We start from the raw sequence: 15523 nt of genomic DNA on the forward strand, positions 1-15523 counted from the left end.
GGCTTAGGCTTCCCTTTTTGTTTGATGTGACCCTTAGTACATTTCCCTTGCTAATCCTGCTTCGTTTCTGTACTATTTGCCGTCCTTAATTCTCGGTCTTTTTTTTTCGTTCCTTGCTTCCTATGGACGACCGAGCCAAACCTGGAAGCTGAATAATCCGTAAGGAGCAACCGATGCGTCATTATGAAATCGTATTCATGGTGCACCCAGATCAAAGCGAGCAAGTTGCTGGCATGATCGAGCGTTACACTGGTTCTATCACTGAAACTGGCGGTACTATCCACCGTCTAGAAGATTGGGGTCGTCGTCAAATGGCTTACCCAATCAACAAGCTTCACAAAGCTCACTACGTTCTTATGAACGTTGAAGCTGACCAAGCTGTGATTGATGAGCTAGAAACTGCTTTCCGTTTTAACGATGCAGTTCTACGTAACATGATCATGCGTACTAAAGCTGCTATCACCGAGCCATCAATCATGCTGAAAGCTAAAGAAGAGCGTTCTAAGCGTGATGAAACTCGTTTCGATGCAGACGCTGAGTAATTGATTTGATGACCAATCGGATGGAGTTGAGTGGCACTGTCGCAAAACCTCCCATTCGAAGCCAAAGTCCTGCGGGTATTGAACATTGCCGTTTCTGGCTTGAACATCGCTCAACAGTGATAGAAGCTGATTTACCGAGACAAGTCTATTGTCGTATGCCGGTAGTCGTCAGTGGGCAGAGGTCAACGAATCTCACTCAACACTTAGTACAAGGCAGCACCATAACCGTAAGTGGCTTTGTCGCTTACCAAACTAGCCATAATGGCGTAGGTAAATTGGTGCTACATGCCGACCACATTACTCAAATTTAAGATCAGGAGATAGCCCATGGCTCGTTTCTTCCGTCGTCGTAAATTCTGCCGTTTCACTGCAGAAGGCGTACAAGAGATTGATTACAAAGATGTAGCAACTCTTAAAAACTACATAACTGAAGCTGGTAAAATCGTACCTAGCCGTATCACTGGTACTAGCGCTAAATACCAACGTCAGCTAGCTCGTGCAATCAAGCGTTCTCGCTACCTAGCTCTATTGCCATACACTGATAAACATCAGTAATTGGCACCGTTTATTAAGAAAGAGGATTAATCAATGCAAGTTATTCTACTTGATAAAATCGGTAACCTAGGCAGCCTTGGCGACACTGTAAGCGTGAAATCTGGTTATGCTCGTAACTTCCTTATCCCACAAGGTAAGGCTGTAATGGCAACTAAATCTAACGTTGAAATGTTTGAAACTCGTCGTGCTGAACTTGAAGCTAAAGTTGCTGAGCAACTTGTTGCATCTCAAGCTCGTGCTGAACAAGTTAACGCTCTTGAAGCTGTTGTTATTACTTCTAAAGCAGGCGATGAAGGTAAACTATTTGGTTCTATTGGTACTCGTGATATCGCTGATGCTATTACAGCGGCAGGTGTTGCAGTATCTAAGAGCGAAGTTCGTCTACCTGAAGGTGCTCTACGTAACGTAGGTTCTTTCGAAGTGAGCATCCAACTTCACTCAGAAGTGTTTGCAACTGCGAAAATTCAAATCGTTGCTGAATAATTTCAGTCTTCGGATGAATTGAAAACACCAGCCTTGGCTGGTGTTTTTTTATCTTCAAACTACCTAGAAACGAAACTGTAAACTAAATGAAGTGACGCTATCGGCTTTACTTAGTCCTGCTGGAACCTTATCGTGGTATTGGCGAGACAAGTTCACTTTCAACGCAATCGAATCAGTAATGTGATTGGTTAAAATGAGTTCGCTATCGGTTCTGATGTTACTTTCTCCTGCGACAAGAGTCAGTTCAGAGGAGATGGTTAAATTATCGAAAGTTGCCCAAACACCCTTTAAGTTACCACGAAATATGACTTCTTCGACTGTATTTGCAAATACAATATCTGTACTTGATATCTCATCTAGATTGGGTTTTTGGTAACGAAAACCGGGCCCTATTTCAATCTCTAATAGCAATATGTCGGTATTCATCAATTGGTAACCCATTCCACCAGATAGCGTGTAGTCTTTGAAATAGGCGCTGTATTTCGAATCAACACCGTTAAAGTTTGCGTATAGATAGGCTTTTGAGGCTAACTTATAGTCACTTTGCAGCGAATAGTTTGCCTGCCGCTTATTCTCTTTTCCATTTTTATCAAGACGATACAATTTCCACTCACCATTGGTTCGATGGCGACCTGTTATGTATTCTGTCTTGACTCGTGAATTCAATGACTCTGAATCAGTATTACCTGAGTGGGCTTGGTAACCCAATTCGACTTGGCTATTCCAAGGAGAAGGAACTTCGATTTCCGTATCGTTTTTAAGATCCTCATTAGCATAAGCTGCACTCATCGCGAACAGGCTAAAACTAAGAAACCAAATTTTGGACACGAAGCACCCCTAAAGTGAATAAAAATAGTGGGCGAAATAGTAGGTGTAGGGCGGTTCTGTTTGGTCAGCATGAGGTTAATTCTCTACGAGATAAACACAAAGTTTCGTTTACATAATTACAAATGATCTATTCTGGCTATAATGGTCGGTCATTAGATAGTATTGAGCGAAGTCATGGCTGCACCACGAACAGATCAACGAAATCGTAAACCGTTTGACGCACAAGTCGACGCAATTAAAGTTCCTCCACATTCGATCGAAGCTGAGCAATCAGTGATTGGGGGCTTGCTATTGGATAACGAACGTTGGGATACGGTGGCAGAGCGTGTGGTCAGCAAAGACTTCTATAGCCGTGCACACCGCCTAATTTTTGATGCAGCTAAATCGATTTTGGAAGCCAGTAAGCCACTCGATCTTATTACATTATCTGAGTATCTCGAGCGTCGCGAACAGTTGGAAGATGTCGGCGGTTTTGCTTATTTAGCGGATTTGGCGAAAAATACGCCCAGTGCGGCTAACATTAATGCTTATGCTGAAATCGTAGCGGAACGAGCATTGGTGCGTAACCTTATCGGTGTTGCCAATGAGATTGCGGATGCAGGTTATGATCCGCAAGGGCGCAGTTCGGAAGATTTGCTCGATCTGGCTGAAAGTAAAGTGTTCGCCATTGCTGAGGAGCGTACCAGCGAAAATGAAGGCCCGCAGAATGTCGATTCGATTTTAGAAAGAACTTTAGAGCGTATTGAACTGCTGTATAAAACACCACAAGATGGTGTCACGGGCGTGAATACGGGGTTTGCTGATCTCAATAAGAAAACGGCTGGTTTACAAGGTTCTGATTTGATCATTGTAGCTGCTCGCCCTTCTATGGGTAAAACGACGTTTGCCATGAACTTGTGTGAAAACGCGGCCATGGAGCAAGAAAAACCGGTTCTTATCTTCTCTCTTGAGATGCCGGCTGAACAAATCATGATGCGTATGTTGGCATCGCTTTCTCGCGTTGATCAAACCAAAATTCGTACTGGGCAGCTGGATGATGAGGATTGGGCACGAATTTCATCTACCATGGGTATTCTCATGGAAAAGAAAAATATGTACATAGATGATAGCTCAGGCCTAACGCCTACCGAGGTTCGTTCTAGAGCTCGTCGTATTGCGCGCGAGCATGGCGGCTTATCGCTCATCATGGTCGACTACTTGCAGTTGATGCGAGTTCCTTCGCAATCGGATAACCGTACTTTAGAAATTGCGGAGATCTCTCGCTCGTTAAAAGCGCTGGCTAAAGAATTGAATGTGCCCGTGGTGGCTTTATCGCAGCTTAACCGTTCGTTGGAGCAGCGCGCCGATAAACGCCCAGTCAACTCCGACTTGCGTGAATCCGGTTCGATAGAACAAGATGCCGATTTGATCATGTTCATTTATCGCGACGAGGTGTATCACCCTGATAGTTCGTTAAAGGGTATCGCAGAGATTATTATAGGTAAGCAACGTAACGGCCCGATTGGTTCTGTACGGTTGACCTTCCAAGGGCAGTATTCTCGTTTTGACAACTATGCAGGCCCTGCATTTGACGATGAGTAATTTGATGAGCTACATGAAAGCGGCAACCGCCTGCATCGATCTCGATGCGTTAAAGCACAACCTACAGCGAGTAAAACAGCAGGCACCAAACAGTAAAATTATGGCGGTGGTCAAAGCAAATGGTTATGGTCATGGACTTCGGCATGTTGCGAAACATGCACTAGGCGCGGATGCATTTGGCGTGGCGCGCATTGAAGAAGCGCTGCAACTGAGAGCGAGCGGTGTGGTAAAACCTATCTTGTTGCTTGAAGGTTTTTATTCCCCGATGGATCTTGCTGTATTGGTGACCAATAACATTCAAACCGTTGTTCACTGTGAGGAGCAGTTAGTCGCCTTAGAGCAAGCTCAATTAGATGTCCCAGTCAATGTTTGGTTGAAAATCGATAGCGGAATGCATCGTTTAGGTGTGCGCCCAGAACAATACCCCGATTTTTTAGAACGTTTGCAAGCGTGTAAAAACGTAGTGAAGCCATTGCGTTATATGAGTCATTTTGGTTGTGCCGATGAACTCGATAAATCAACGACTTCTGAGCAAATTGAGCTATTTTTAGCAATGACAAAAGGTCATGAGGGTGAAAGATCACTTGCTGCCTCCGCTGGTTTATTAGCTTGGAAGCACAGCCAGTTAGAGTGGGTTCGCCCAGGTATTATTATGTATGGCGTTTCTCCTTTTGATGATAACTCGGCGCAAGCGCTGGGCTATCAACCTGTAATGACATTAAAATCACACTTGATCGCAGTGCGTGATGTTAAAGCGGGAGAGAGTGTCGGCTACGGTGCCACTTGGACAAGCTTGCGTGACACTAAGGTTGGTGTTATCGCAATTGGCTATGGCGATGGTTATCCTCGCACTGCACCCAATGGAACTCCGGTTGTTGTCAATGGGCGTAAAGTGCCGATTGCAGGGCGAGTTTCAATGGATATGCTTACGGTCGATCTCGGTCCACAAGCCTGCGATAAGGTGGGTGATGAGGTTATTTTATGGGGAAAAGAGCTACCAGCAGAAGAAGTGGCCTCTCACATCGGCACGATCGCTTACGAGTTAGTGACGAAACTCACTTCTCGTGTTGAGATGTCGTATCAATAAAGCCAGAGTATGCACCCATTAGGTTTACCTGACCTAACTCAATATGAGAGCGGGTAAGCTGCGTCATAATGGCGCTCACAAAACGAATAACGACGTGTTGCCTTCCAAATATAGGCAGTCGATACCATTTTCTTTTTTTGCTCAATCGGGGATTCCATCATTTTGAAACAGAGTTTAGGAATGATAGGAATAAAACCTACTGTCACATCGGGATAGATACCATGTTGAAAAATATCAATCCAACGCAAACCAACGCTTGGAAAGCACTGACTGCGCATTTTGAATCAGCGCAAGATATGGACCTTAAATCGCTTTTTGCACAAGATGCACAACGTTTCGATAAATTCTCGACTCGTTTTGGTTCAGATATTCTTGTTGATTACTCAAAAAATTTGATCAACGAAGAGACCTTACAACATTTACAAGCATTGGCGAATGAGACTGAACTAAAGTCAGCCATCGACGCTATGCTGCAAGGATGCGCGATCAACCAAACTGAAGGCCGTGCCGTACTGCACACTGCGTTACGCAACCGCAGTAACACACCGGTCATGGTTGATGGTGAAGATGTGATGCCAGCCGTGAATGCGGTACTTGAGAAGATGAAATCGTTTTCTGAACGAGTGATTTCTGGTGAATGGAAAGGTTACACTGGTAAAGCGATTACCGATATTGTCAACATTGGTATTGGTGGTTCAGACCTTGGCCCATACATGGTCACAGAAGCACTTGCGCCGTATAAGAATCATCTTAATCTTCATTTCGTTTCTAACGTTGATGGAACACACATCGTTGAAACGTTGAAAAAAGTCAATCCAGAAACCACGCTATTTTTAGTGGCTTCAAAGACGTTTACTACCCAAGAAACCATGACCAATGCACATACGGCTCGTGATTGGTTCTTAGCGGAAGCAGGCGATGAAACTCATGTTGCAAAACATTTTGCGGCGCTGTCGACTAATGCGAAATCAGTCGCTGAGTTTGGTATTGATACAGACAACATGTTCGAATTTTGGGATTGGGTCGGTGGACGCTACTCACTATGGTCAGCAATTGGTCTATCCATTGTATTGGCTGTAGGCTATGACAACTTTGTGGAACTGCTGTCCGGCGCGCATGAGATGGATCAACATTTTGTGGCGACACCTTTTGAGCAAAATATTCCTGTGATCCTAGCCTTGATTGGTATTTGGTATAACAACTTCCACGGCGCCGAATCAGAAGCGATTCTGCCTTATGACCAATACTTACATCGCTTTGCCGCTTATTTCCAACAGGGCAATATGGAATCAAACGGTAAATACGTAGATCGTAACGGTCAAGCGGTAACTTACCAAACGGGTCCAATCATTTGGGGTGAGCCCGGTACTAATGGTCAACACGCCTTTTATCAATTGATCCACCAGGGAACAAAATTGATCCCGTGTGATTTTATTGCGCCAGCGCTCAGCCATAACCCAGCGGGTGATCATCACCAAAAATTGATGTCGAACTTTTTTGCTCAAACAGAAGCGTTAGCGTTTGGAAAAACGCAGCAAACCGTTGAAGCTGAGCTAAAAGCGGCGGGCAAATCAGCACAAGAAATGACGGCAATCGCACCATTTAAAGTGTTTGAAGGGAACCGCCCAACCAACTCAATCTTAGTTAAGCAGATCACGCCACGCACTTTGGGCAACCTTATTGCGATGTACGAGCATAAAATTTTCGTACAGGGGGTTATTTGGAATATCTTCAGTTTCGATCAATGGGGCGTTGAGCTTGGTAAGCAGTTAGCAAACCAAATTCTGCCTGAGTTAGCCGACGATGCTCAAGTGAGTTCACACGACAGCTCAACCAATGGTTTGATTAACGCGTTTAAGACATTTAAAGCGTAATGCGTCAAAACCTTACTTGGATGTGAGTAAGGTTTTATCCAAATAAAAAAGGTTGATACTTAACGGTATCAACCTTTTTTTCTTTAATGAAAGAGCTTACTCGAAACAGATTTCGATAAAAGCGTTACCCCACTGAGAGGTAAACGGCATGATAATAATTGCACCTTCGCATTTATGACGAATCGTGTGGCCTTTTCCTGAGACAACAACCGGAGTTGCCATATCAAAGTCAAAACCACTCTCGGCAAGAATACGTTTAGCTCCGCCTGTCACCATGTTGGTGATTTCGCCGACCATATCTGTCACTTCTTCATTGAGACCGTTGGGGCGTTCACCTAACATATTTTGCATGATTTCCAATGCTAGACTTTCATCAAAAGTAATAGACATGGAACCACGGCTTTGACTACCAACCATACCAATCAAGCCAGAGACATCACCACGGGCAATCTCATCTTTCTTTACACGAGGTTTCTGTGGCTTCAACTCTAATGAAGCCATCGTTTTTAACACGTTCATTAAAGAAGCTAAAAACGGGTTTACAAATTCAGCGCGCATAACCTTCTTCTACTGTTTTTATACTTTCAGACTTGAGGAACACGTTTGGCAAACACCATGAGATTCAATAACGTGATTAACGATGTTAAAACCGTGTTTCTCAGCGTTGCTTGCTAGCAAGGCTATCAGACTATCATCTTGAAGTTCAATAACATTGCCACATTTGTCACAAATTAATAGGTGTGAGAAATGCTTATTAGCATTACAAGAGCAACATGAAATAAAGCTATTTGTTGACTCCACTCTATGAATAAAGCCTTGTTCTAACAAAAAGTCCAGAGCGCGATACACCGTTGGTGGTTTCGCTTGGGGCTCGCTTTGCTTTAAATCTTCAAGCAATTCATAAGCACTGGATGCTTTTTTGCTTGAACAAATCAGTTCAAACACTCTCTTTCGTTGAGAAGTTAGTCGTACTCCTCTCGCTGCGCATAGTTCTTCTATTTGTTTCGTTAGCTTGTGGTCCAAATTTATCACCATAACCATTGGACTTTAATAATAATATACTATTTCCAGATTAATAGCCTTGTAGCCTACAACATTTTCTGGAGTTAGTTAGCGATGTGATCGTTGTTTGCAACGAAAATAGTACTTAAATTACCTTATATCGATGCAAAACGATACAGAAGAAGAACTGTTGGCGCTATAAACTCGAAGCGATTACAATGCCAAACTTTGTTTTTGGCTGTAAGTTTAGCCATTGAAACTGACTGAATTGGGATATCTAAATCATGACTCACCCTTGTAGGCTATCAGTAGCACCCATGCTCGATTGGACAGATCGCCACTGCCGATACTTTCATCGCTTGCTGTCCTCGCAAACGTTACTGTATACCGAGATGGTCACGACAGGCGCGATCATTCATGGTAAAGGGGACTTCTTGGCTTACAACGAGGAGGAACACCCAGTAGCGTTACAATTGGGTGGTTCGAATCCTCAAGACCTTGCTCATTGTGCCAAACTTGCCCAGCAGTACGGGTACGATGAAATCAACCTCAATGTAGGTTGCCCGTCCGATCGCGTCCAGAATGGTCGTTTTGGTGCTTGTTTAATGGCTGAGCCGCAACTGGTGGCGGATTGCGTTGCAGCGATGAAATCAGTAGTTGATATTCCGGTAACCGTGAAGACGCGCATTGGTATTGATGACATGGATTCTTATGAATTTTTGACTGATTTTATTTCATTGGTATCAGAGAAAGGGGGCTGTGAACAGTTTACTATTCATGCGCGTAAGGCGTGGCTTAGTGGTTTGAGCCCAAAAGAGAACCGTGAAATACCGCCGTTAGATTACTCACGGGCATATCAGCTGAAAAAAGATTTCCCACATTTAGTCATTGCTGTGAATGGCGGTGTCAAAACCTTAGCTGAAGTCAGTGAGCATTTACAGCATCTTGATGGCGTAATGATTGGACGGGAAGCTTATCAAAGCCCTTATTTGTTGGCGGAAGTGGATCAGACCATTTTTGGTATGGATACGCCGATTAAAAAACGTTCTCAAATTATTGAAGAGATGTTTCCTTATATTGAACGTCAATTAGCTCAGGGGTCTTACCTTGGCCATATTACCCGCCATATGTTAGGTATGTTCCAAAATATGCCAGGTGCTCGTCAATGGCGACGTTATATCAGTGAGAATGCGCATAAGCCCGGTGCGGGAATTGAAGTCGTGCAAGCGGCATTAGCAAAAATTCCGAAAGAGTTGAATGTGTAAAAATTACCAACTTAAGTGGTGATTTTTACCAACAATAGAAAGGCTAAATGACTCGGTGTTATTTGGCTTTTTTATTGAAATAAATATTGCTTTTCAAGTGCTTGATTGGCCAAGAAACTGTGATTTTTTTGGTCTTGACTTGAAATCAGAGGTGGTGATAACAAGTTGGCTCGATATCTGCTAGTGGTAAGAGAAACGGAGGAAAGCATCATGTTTGAACTTATTTTCTTATTGGTTTTTATTGCAACTTTATTGGCGACAGGCATTACTTTGGCGACTGTGTTTATTGCGACGGTCATGGGCTTCATAGTATTGGCATTACTAGGCATGATTGGAGTGATGTTTAAGCTACTACCTTGGATCATTGTGATTGTTTTGGGGGTCTGGTTCTTCCGTCATGTGGTGTACACCCCTCGCTAATGTGGCAGTCAACGAAACGTTAACTCACTTCAGGAATATGCTACTATCGCGTTCAATTAAGAACATGCATTAGTAGCGAATAAATAGGGAGCAATAGGGATGAATAAACCAATTTGGTTAGCGTTGGTCAGTGTGGCAATGATGATGTCAACCGCATCGGTTCAAGCAGAATCATTTTATCGTGGAGAAGTTGGCGCTGACATGTGGTGGGGCAGCACTAAAATCGACAATACTCGTCGTGATGATGTGAAGACACCTTCAATCCACGTTGCTTTTGAGCATCAGCTACCTTATTTGCCCAATGCGAGTATTCGTTATACAACGCTTGAGGCGGATTATGCATCCTTTGATAAGTACGACTATACCTTGTATTACAATCTGTTAGAGCGACAGTTAATGTCGTTCGATGCGGGTGTTACATTCACTCAATATAGTGGTTCTCAGTATCAAGCACCAGATAGCTTGAAGTACAGTTTTGATAAGACGACTTTTAACTGGTATGCCTATGCCACAATTAAAATTCCCAATACCCAAGTTGATGTGATTGGGCAGTTTGATTTTGGTGATAGTGGCGGAATTAAAAGCGCAGATGTACTAGCGGGTTTGCAGTATTCCATACCTATTCGTGCTGGCAATGTCGCATTGCGTGGCGGCTATCGTGTGATTGATCTTGAATTCACCGAACTTGACCCAAAGACGAAAAACTCATTTGTCTTTGTTGATGGTTGGTTCTTAGGGGCTGAATTTCAATTTTAAGTATCGATTCGATACTTACGCGCTAAATGCACTTTCCATAAAACGCTACCTCTACAAGGTGGCGTTTTTTATAACTGATAATTATATTATTGCGCAATTTCTTAGCAGAATAAGCAAAATGTACCATGCTTAATTCACGAGTGGATAATGTGAAAATGGTGTGGTGATGACGATTACCGAGTTAAGGGACTTGTATCGTGAGAACAAGCTTATCGAAGCCATTATTGAACCTTCTTTCCAAGAAGGGCATTGGATAGTCGAGTTTCGGCATTGCCGTGGTGGGTTCGTGCTATTAACCGATTCTCAGGGTGACGAATGCCAGTATACCGATCTGGATCTTGCCTCTAAATCGGCTATGGAGGTGGGTTTTAAGCAAGTTCGAGTCGAGTCTAAATGAGAGAATTAAGCGTAATGCCTACTTCCAAAAAGTTATAAAACATACTTATCTATTCTTTCTTGTTATTAAAGAGAGTGGTTAATCTATTGTCACGCAATGAATAGGGAAGTCGTGACCATGTCTTCAGGAAATACCATACCCCAAGAGCTAGCCAGTTTAGCTAGCCCACTCAATGACGCGCAACTGAACGGATTGCAGCGTACTATTTCAGAACTTTCCCCGCAGCAGCTTGCTTGGGTTAGCGGATATTTTTGGGGCCTCAGTCAGTCTCAAGCATCAAGTATTTCTACTTCCAGCTCACAAGCAGCCACTTTAGTATCAATGGAGCCTGCGACTCAATTAACCATTATTTTCGCTTCTCAAACAGGCAATGCAAAAGGCCTTGCTGAAGGATTGGAAAGAGAAGCTCAGGCTGCCGGTATCGCGGTTCAATTATTCGATGCGAGTGATTACAAGGGCAAAGATCTTGCGAAAGAAACGCATGTTATTTTTGTTGCATCGACCAATGGCGAGGGCGAAGCCCCTGACAATGCATTAGCGCTGCATGAATTTTTACAATCCAAGAAAGCGCCGAAATTACCTCACTTGCAATATGGTGTGATTGGCTTAGGTGACTCCAGTTATGAATTTTTCTGCCAAACGGGTAAAGATTTTGATGCATTTTTAGAGCAGCTTGGTGCCAAACGTTTTATTGAACGAGTGGATTGCGACGTTGATTACGAACATCAAGCCGCCGAGTGGAAAGCCAAGGCATTAGCAGTGGTAAAAGAAGCTTTTGCAAGTACGTCTACGCAAGTTGTGCAATTACCCGTGAGTCAAACCACGAGTCATCTATCTCAATACAGTAAGCAAAATCCTTACAGTGCGACTTTACTGACGAGTCAAAAAATTACTGGGCGAGATTCAGGAAAAGAGGTGCACCACATTGAAATTGACTTGGGTGAGTCAGGTATAACGTATCAGTCTGGGGATGCGCTTGGAGTATGGTATGAAAACGATACAGAGTTAGTCAATGCCGTGTTATCTGCGACTGGGCTATCGGGTGTCGAAAGTGTTGACGTCGATGGCGAAAGTTTATCCATCCATAGTGCTTTAATGCATAAATATGAAATTACGGCTGCAAATCCTCAGATGGTGACCAAGTTTGCTGAGTTATCTGGTTGTACGAAACTGCTTGAGCTGGTGGAGGATAAAGAGAAGCTCAGATTGTATGCGAGCCATCATCAAGTGATTGATGTACTGCGAGAGAAGCAAACTAAACTGACGGCCCAAGCGCTACTCTCTTTATTACGTCGTTTAACGCCGCGTCTTTATTCTATCGCATCAAGTCAAAGCGAAGTTGAAGATGAAGTGCATCTTACCGTCAGCATTGTTCAGTATACACACCAAGATGAGCACCGTTTTGGGGGAGCGTCCAGTTACCTTGGCCAGCGCTTAGAAGAGGGCGACAAGGTAAAGGTTTTCATTGAACACAATAATAATTTCAAACTACCGCAAGATGATAATGTGCCTATTATCATGATTGGTCCTGGCACCGGAATTGCGCCATTTCGTAGCTTTATTCAAGAGCGTGATAACCGTGAAGCAAAAGGAAAAAACTGGCTGTTTTTTGGTGATCGTACATTTACTCAAGATTTTCTCTATCAAGTTGAGTGGCAAAAATATCTGAAATCCGGTGTGCTGAGTCGTCTAGATGTGGCGTTTAGCCGTGATCAGCATGAGAAAGTCTACGTTCAGCATCGATTACTTGAACAATCCGAACTGGTCTGGCAATGGATTCAAAACGGTGCGTATCTTTATGTCTGTGGTGATGCAACGCACATGGCGAAAGATGTGCATGATGCACTAATTGTTATTGCACAGCAGCAAGGTGGGTTATCACGTGAACAGGCAGAGACATATATCAACGATCTGCGCAAAGCAAAACGTTATCAAAGGGATGTGTACTAATGAGCACCAAACAACAATCTAATCATCAAGAAGTATTAGGACAAGAGCTAGGCCCATTGTCAGATAACGAGCGCTTGAAACGTGAAAGTCACTTTTTACGTGGGACGATCGAGCAAGATCTGCAAGATCACATCACAGGTGGCTTTAGTGCTGACAACTTTCAGCTGATTCGCTTTCATGGCATGTATCAACAAGACGATCGCGATATTCGTAACGAACGTGCAAAACAAAAGTTAGAACCTCTGCACAATGTGATGTTACGTGCGCGCATGCCTGGCGGGATCATCACGCCGAAACAATGGCTAGCGATAGATAAATTTGCAACTGAGCACAGCCTATATGGCAGCATTCGTTTAACCACTCGCCAAACCTTTCAGTTTCACGGGGTATTGAAGCCTAACATTAAATTGATGCATCAAACGTTAAACAGCATTGGTATTGATTCGATTGCCACAGCGGGTGATGTGAACCGTAACGTACTGTGTACGTCCAATCCTGTGGAGTCTGAACTGCATCAGGAAGCTTACGAATGGGCGAAGAAGATTTCGGAACATCTGTTACCTAAAACGCGCGCTTATGCCGAAATTTGGTTGGATGGTGAAAAACTAGAAACTACAGATGAAGAGCCGATTTTAGGTAATAACTACTTACCGCGTAAGTTCAAAACGACAGTGGTTATTCCGCCCCAAAACGATGTGGATGTACATGCCAACGATTTAAACTTTGTTGCGATTGCCGAACAAGGTCGGTTAGTTGGTTTTAATGTGCTGGTGGGTGGCGGCCTAGCCATGACGCACGGTGATACTTCTACTTACCCGCGTCGTGCTGATGATTTCGGATTTATTCCTTTTGATAAAACCTTAGAAGTCGCCGCCGCTGTGGTTACGACTCAGCGTGATTGGGGAAACCGGTCTAATCGTAAAAATGCAAAAACTAAATACACACTCGATAGAGTGGGCGTCGATGTGTTCAAAGCCGAAGTTGAAAAGCGTGCTGGTATTGAGTTTGCGGTCAGCCGCCCTTACGAGCTCACAGAACGTGGTGATCGGATTGGGTGGATTGAAGGCATCGATGGTAAGCATCATTTAACACTTTTCATCGAAAATGGTCGTTTACTCGATTTCCCTGATAAACCGCTAAAGAGTGGTGTGGCAGAAATTGCTAAAATCCACCAAGGTGATTTTCGTATGACGGCCAATCAAAACCTCATCGTAGCGGGAGTACCAGCTCTACAAAAAGCCACGATTGAGCAGATTGCGCGTCAGCATGGTTTGATCAATGACAATGTGAGTGAGCAACGTAAAAATTCGATGGCGTGTGTCTCTTTCCCTACATGTCCATTAGCTATGGCTGAGGCGGAACGTTTCCTCCCTCAATTTGTAACGGATGTAGAGACGATCCTACAAAAACATGCGTTACCTAAAGAAGAAAACATTATCTTACGTGTCACAGGTTGTCCGAACGGATGTGGCCGAGCCATGTTGGCTGAAATTGGTTTAGTTGGTAAAGCACCTGGTCGCTACAACCTACATCTTGGCGGCAATAGAGCGGGCACACGTGTGCCTAAAATGTATAAAGAAAACATTACCGATAAACAGATCCTAGAAGAAATTGACCATCTAGTCGGCCGCTGGGCGCTAGAGCGTCAATCCAATGAGGGTTTTGGCGATTTCACCATTCGCACCGGCATTATAGAAGAGGTGATCATCTCTAAGAGAGATTTCTATGCTTGAAGTACCAGTAGTTCCTAAATTGTCCGAGTTATTGGCGCTAACTAAAGTAGAGCAAACGTTAAGCCTTGCCCCATTAAATGCTTATCTCGAAACGTTAACAGCGCAGCAGCGGGTGATGTGGGCGATTGAGAATCTAGAAGGAACCCATGCGCTTTCTTCTAGCTTTGGCATTCAAGCCGCATTGATGCTGCATCTGGTTTCTAGCGTAAAAAGCGATATACCAGTGGTATTGACGGATACTGGCTATTTGTTTCCTGAAACATATCAATTTATTGACCAGCTCACGGAGCACCTAAATCTCAATCTGCATATCTTCAGCGCTACGATAAGTCCATCATGGCAGGAGGCGCGTTACGGTAAACTTTGGGAACAAGGCGTTACTGGCATTGAACAATACAATCACCTTAATAAAGTAGAACCGATGCGAAGAGCGTTAGATGAACTAAATATCGGTACTTGGTTTTCTGGCCTACGCCGAGAGCAATCAGAATCGCGGGCGACATTACCTATTTTAGCGATTCAAAATGGTGTGTTTAAATTCCTACCTGTGATTGATTGGACAAATAAAGATGTACATTATTATCTGCAAGAAAATCACCTGCCGTATCATCCATTGTGGGAGCAAGGTTACCTTTCAGTTGGTGACACTCATACCACTCGTAAATGGGAACCGGGAATGAATGAAGAAGAAACGCGTTTCTTCGGCTTAAAAAGAGAGTGTGGTCTTCATGAAGAGAATAACTAAGGAGATGATGCAGGTATTTAATCTTCTATATAGTGTAAAAAAGAAATGAGTGAAACGGAAAAAGCGTCTGAAGGCGCTTTTTCTACGTTTGAAAAGATAAAAATTACAGCTAATGTGCATAACTCTGTGGGTAACGTGTTTACTTGATCTTAGTAAAATTGAATAAATAAGGCTTTGAGCAGTAATTTGGTGATTAAGCGCTATTTTTGCAATTTTTATAAAATAACGCTTGCCAACGTGACGGCGATCTCTATAATGCGACCTCACTGACACGGCACAGCCAGTAAGGGTTCAAGCCCAATTAG

Annotated in this window: 17 protein-coding genes; 14 read left to right on the plus strand and 3 right to left on the minus strand. The window is 43.5% G+C overall.

The window, feature by feature from the left end; translation table 11 throughout:
- Window positions 1-173 precede the first annotated feature (173 nt).
- From rpsF to rplI, 4 genes are read left to right on the plus strand one after another with little or no spacing between them, the layout of a single operon-like run.
- Window positions 174-542, plus strand: a complete 369-nt coding sequence (gene rpsF, locus AACQ17_RS15815; RefSeq protein WP_013857919.1) for a 30S ribosomal protein S6 — start codon at window positions 174-176, stop codon at window positions 540-542.
- An 8-nt stretch (window positions 543-550) separates the two neighbouring features.
- Window positions 551-853 carry a primosomal replication protein N gene (gene priB, locus AACQ17_RS15820; RefSeq protein ID WP_026027846.1) on the plus strand — a complete coding sequence of 101 codons (303 nt, stop codon included), beginning with the start codon at window positions 551-553 and terminating at the stop codon, window positions 851-853.
- A gap of 16 nt (window positions 854-869) precedes the next feature.
- The gene (gene rpsR, locus AACQ17_RS15825) at window positions 870-1097 is read left to right on the plus strand and encodes a 30S ribosomal protein S18 (RefSeq protein WP_000090472.1); all 228 of its coding nucleotides are present in this window, start codon (window positions 870-872) and stop codon (window positions 1095-1097) included.
- A gap of 33 nt (window positions 1098-1130) precedes the next feature.
- Complete coding sequence (rplI, locus tag AACQ17_RS15830; protein WP_013857917.1) at window positions 1131-1580, plus strand: 50S ribosomal protein L9; 450 nt, start codon at window positions 1131-1133, stop codon at window positions 1578-1580.
- 63 nt (window positions 1581-1643) lie between these two features.
- On the opposite strand, the gene AACQ17_RS15835 is transcribed toward rplI, so the two are convergent.
- The gene (locus AACQ17_RS15835; RefSeq protein WP_013857916.1) at window positions 1644-2408 is read right to left on the minus strand and encodes a DUF481 domain-containing protein; all 765 of its coding nucleotides are present in this window, start codon (window positions 2406-2408) and stop codon (window positions 1644-1646) included.
- Window positions 2409-2582: 174 nt separating this feature from the next.
- On the opposite strand from AACQ17_RS15835, the gene AACQ17_RS15840 reads away from it, so the two are divergent.
- From AACQ17_RS15840 to pgi, 3 genes are all read left to right on the plus strand, one after another.
- Window positions 2583-3989 (plus strand): replicative DNA helicase, encoded by a 1407-nt coding sequence (locus AACQ17_RS15840; RefSeq protein ID WP_013857915.1) that lies wholly within the window; start codon window positions 2583-2585, stop codon window positions 3987-3989.
- A gap of 13 nt (window positions 3990-4002) precedes the next feature.
- Window positions 4003-5076, plus strand: a complete 1074-nt coding sequence (alr, locus tag AACQ17_RS15845) for an alanine racemase (RefSeq protein ID WP_197056815.1) — start codon at window positions 4003-4005, stop codon at window positions 5074-5076.
- A 221-nt stretch (window positions 5077-5297) separates the two neighbouring features.
- The gene (gene pgi, locus AACQ17_RS15850; protein ID WP_094147741.1) at window positions 5298-6950 is read left to right on the plus strand and encodes a glucose-6-phosphate isomerase; all 1653 of its coding nucleotides are present in this window, start codon (window positions 5298-5300) and stop codon (window positions 6948-6950) included.
- Window positions 6951-7046: 96 nt separating this feature from the next.
- Here the strand turns inward: pgi and AACQ17_RS15855 are convergent, their stop codons facing one another.
- Entirely contained in the window at window positions 7047-7508 is a 462-nt protein-coding gene (locus tag AACQ17_RS15855; RefSeq protein WP_017043302.1) for a chemotaxis protein CheX, read from the minus strand.
- An 18-nt stretch (window positions 7509-7526) separates the two neighbouring features.
- Window positions 7527-7985, minus strand: coding sequence for a zinc uptake transcriptional repressor Zur (zur, locus tag AACQ17_RS15860; protein WP_170908027.1), 459 nt, complete (start codon window positions 7983-7985; stop codon window positions 7527-7529).
- Window positions 7986-8236: 251 nt separating this feature from the next.
- On the opposite strand from zur, the gene dusA reads away from it, so the two are divergent.
- The 7 genes from dusA to AACQ17_RS15895 all read left to right on the plus strand — a co-directional run bounded on the left by dusA (window position 8237) and on the right by AACQ17_RS15895 (window position 15218).
- Window positions 8237-9217: a tRNA dihydrouridine(20/20a) synthase DusA gene (gene dusA / locus AACQ17_RS15865; RefSeq protein ID WP_017047134.1), complete on the plus strand. Its 981-nt coding sequence runs from the start codon at window positions 8237-8239 to the stop codon at window positions 9215-9217.
- Window positions 9218-9427: 210 nt separating this feature from the next.
- On the plus strand, window positions 9428-9637 hold the full coding sequence (gene pspG, locus AACQ17_RS15870) for an envelope stress response protein PspG (protein WP_026027454.1): 210 nt from the start codon (window positions 9428-9430) through the stop codon (window positions 9635-9637).
- Window positions 9638-9736: 99 nt separating this feature from the next.
- A complete protein-coding gene (locus tag AACQ17_RS15875) occupies window positions 9737-10393 on the plus strand; it encodes a TIGR04219 family outer membrane beta-barrel protein (RefSeq protein ID WP_019282801.1) in 657 nt (218 codons plus the stop codon).
- 166 nt (window positions 10394-10559) lie between these two features.
- Window positions 10560-10790, plus strand: coding sequence for a hypothetical protein (locus AACQ17_RS15880; RefSeq protein ID WP_038149123.1), 231 nt, complete (start codon window positions 10560-10562; stop codon window positions 10788-10790).
- A 96-nt stretch (window positions 10791-10886) separates the two neighbouring features.
- Entirely contained in the window at window positions 10887-12740 is a 1854-nt protein-coding gene (locus tag AACQ17_RS15885; protein WP_094147767.1) for an assimilatory sulfite reductase (NADPH) flavoprotein subunit, read from the plus strand.
- A complete protein-coding gene (gene cysI, locus AACQ17_RS15890) occupies window positions 12740-14473 on the plus strand; it encodes an assimilatory sulfite reductase (NADPH) hemoprotein subunit (protein ID WP_094147766.1) in 1734 nt (577 codons plus the stop codon). The genes AACQ17_RS15885 and cysI overlap by 1 nt, the downstream gene beginning before the upstream one ends.
- Complete coding sequence (locus AACQ17_RS15895; protein ID WP_094147765.1) at window positions 14466-15218, plus strand: phosphoadenylyl-sulfate reductase; 753 nt, start codon at window positions 14466-14468, stop codon at window positions 15216-15218. The genes cysI and AACQ17_RS15895 overlap by 8 nt, the downstream gene beginning before the upstream one ends.
- Window positions 15219-15523 lie beyond the last annotated feature (305 nt).

It is taken from the genome of Vibrio sp. V10_P2A27P122 (assembly GCF_963874335.1).
GTDB lineage: Bacteria > Pseudomonadota > Gammaproteobacteria > Enterobacterales > Vibrionaceae > Vibrio > Vibrio anguillarum.

Excerpts from the sequence above, each read along its gene's own strand:
- rpsF (WP_013857919.1), top strand. The coding sequence starts at position 174 with ATGCGTCATTATGAAATCGTATTCATGGTGCACCCAGATCAAAGCGAG.
- priB (WP_026027846.1), top strand. The coding sequence starts at position 551 with ATGACCAATCGGATGGAGTTGAGTGGCACTGTCGCAAAACCTCCCATT.
- rpsR (WP_000090472.1), top strand. The coding sequence starts at position 870 with ATGGCTCGTTTCTTCCGTCGTCGTAAATTCTGCCGTTTCACTGCAGAA.
- rplI (WP_013857917.1), top strand. The coding sequence starts at position 1,131 with ATGCAAGTTATTCTACTTGATAAAATCGGTAACCTAGGCAGCCTTGGC.
- AACQ17_RS15840 (WP_013857915.1), top strand. The coding sequence starts at position 2,583 with ATGGCTGCACCACGAACAGATCAACGAAATCGTAAACCGTTTGACGCA.
- alr (WP_197056815.1), top strand. The coding sequence starts at position 4,003 with ATGAAAGCGGCAACCGCCTGCATCGATCTCGATGCGTTAAAGCACAAC.
- pgi (WP_094147741.1), top strand. The coding sequence starts at position 5,298 with ATGTTGAAAAATATCAATCCAACGCAAACCAACGCTTGGAAAGCACTG.
- AACQ17_RS15855 (WP_017043302.1), bottom strand. The coding sequence starts at position 7,508 with ATGCGCGCTGAATTTGTAAACCCGTTTTTAGCTTCTTTAATGAACGTG.
- zur (WP_170908027.1), bottom strand. The coding sequence starts at position 7,985 with ATGGTGATAAATTTGGACCACAAGCTAACGAAACAAATAGAAGAACTA.
- dusA (WP_017047134.1), top strand. The coding sequence starts at position 8,237 with ATGACTCACCCTTGTAGGCTATCAGTAGCACCCATGCTCGATTGGACA.
- pspG (WP_026027454.1), top strand. The coding sequence starts at position 9,428 with ATGTTTGAACTTATTTTCTTATTGGTTTTTATTGCAACTTTATTGGCG.
- AACQ17_RS15875 (WP_019282801.1), top strand. The coding sequence starts at position 9,737 with ATGAATAAACCAATTTGGTTAGCGTTGGTCAGTGTGGCAATGATGATG.
- AACQ17_RS15880 (WP_038149123.1), top strand. The coding sequence starts at position 10,560 with ATGACGATTACCGAGTTAAGGGACTTGTATCGTGAGAACAAGCTTATC.
- AACQ17_RS15885 (WP_094147767.1), top strand. The coding sequence starts at position 10,887 with ATGAATAGGGAAGTCGTGACCATGTCTTCAGGAAATACCATACCCCAA.
- cysI (WP_094147766.1), top strand. The coding sequence starts at position 12,740 with ATGAGCACCAAACAACAATCTAATCATCAAGAAGTATTAGGACAAGAG.
- AACQ17_RS15895 (WP_094147765.1), top strand. The coding sequence starts at position 14,466 with ATGCTTGAAGTACCAGTAGTTCCTAAATTGTCCGAGTTATTGGCGCTA.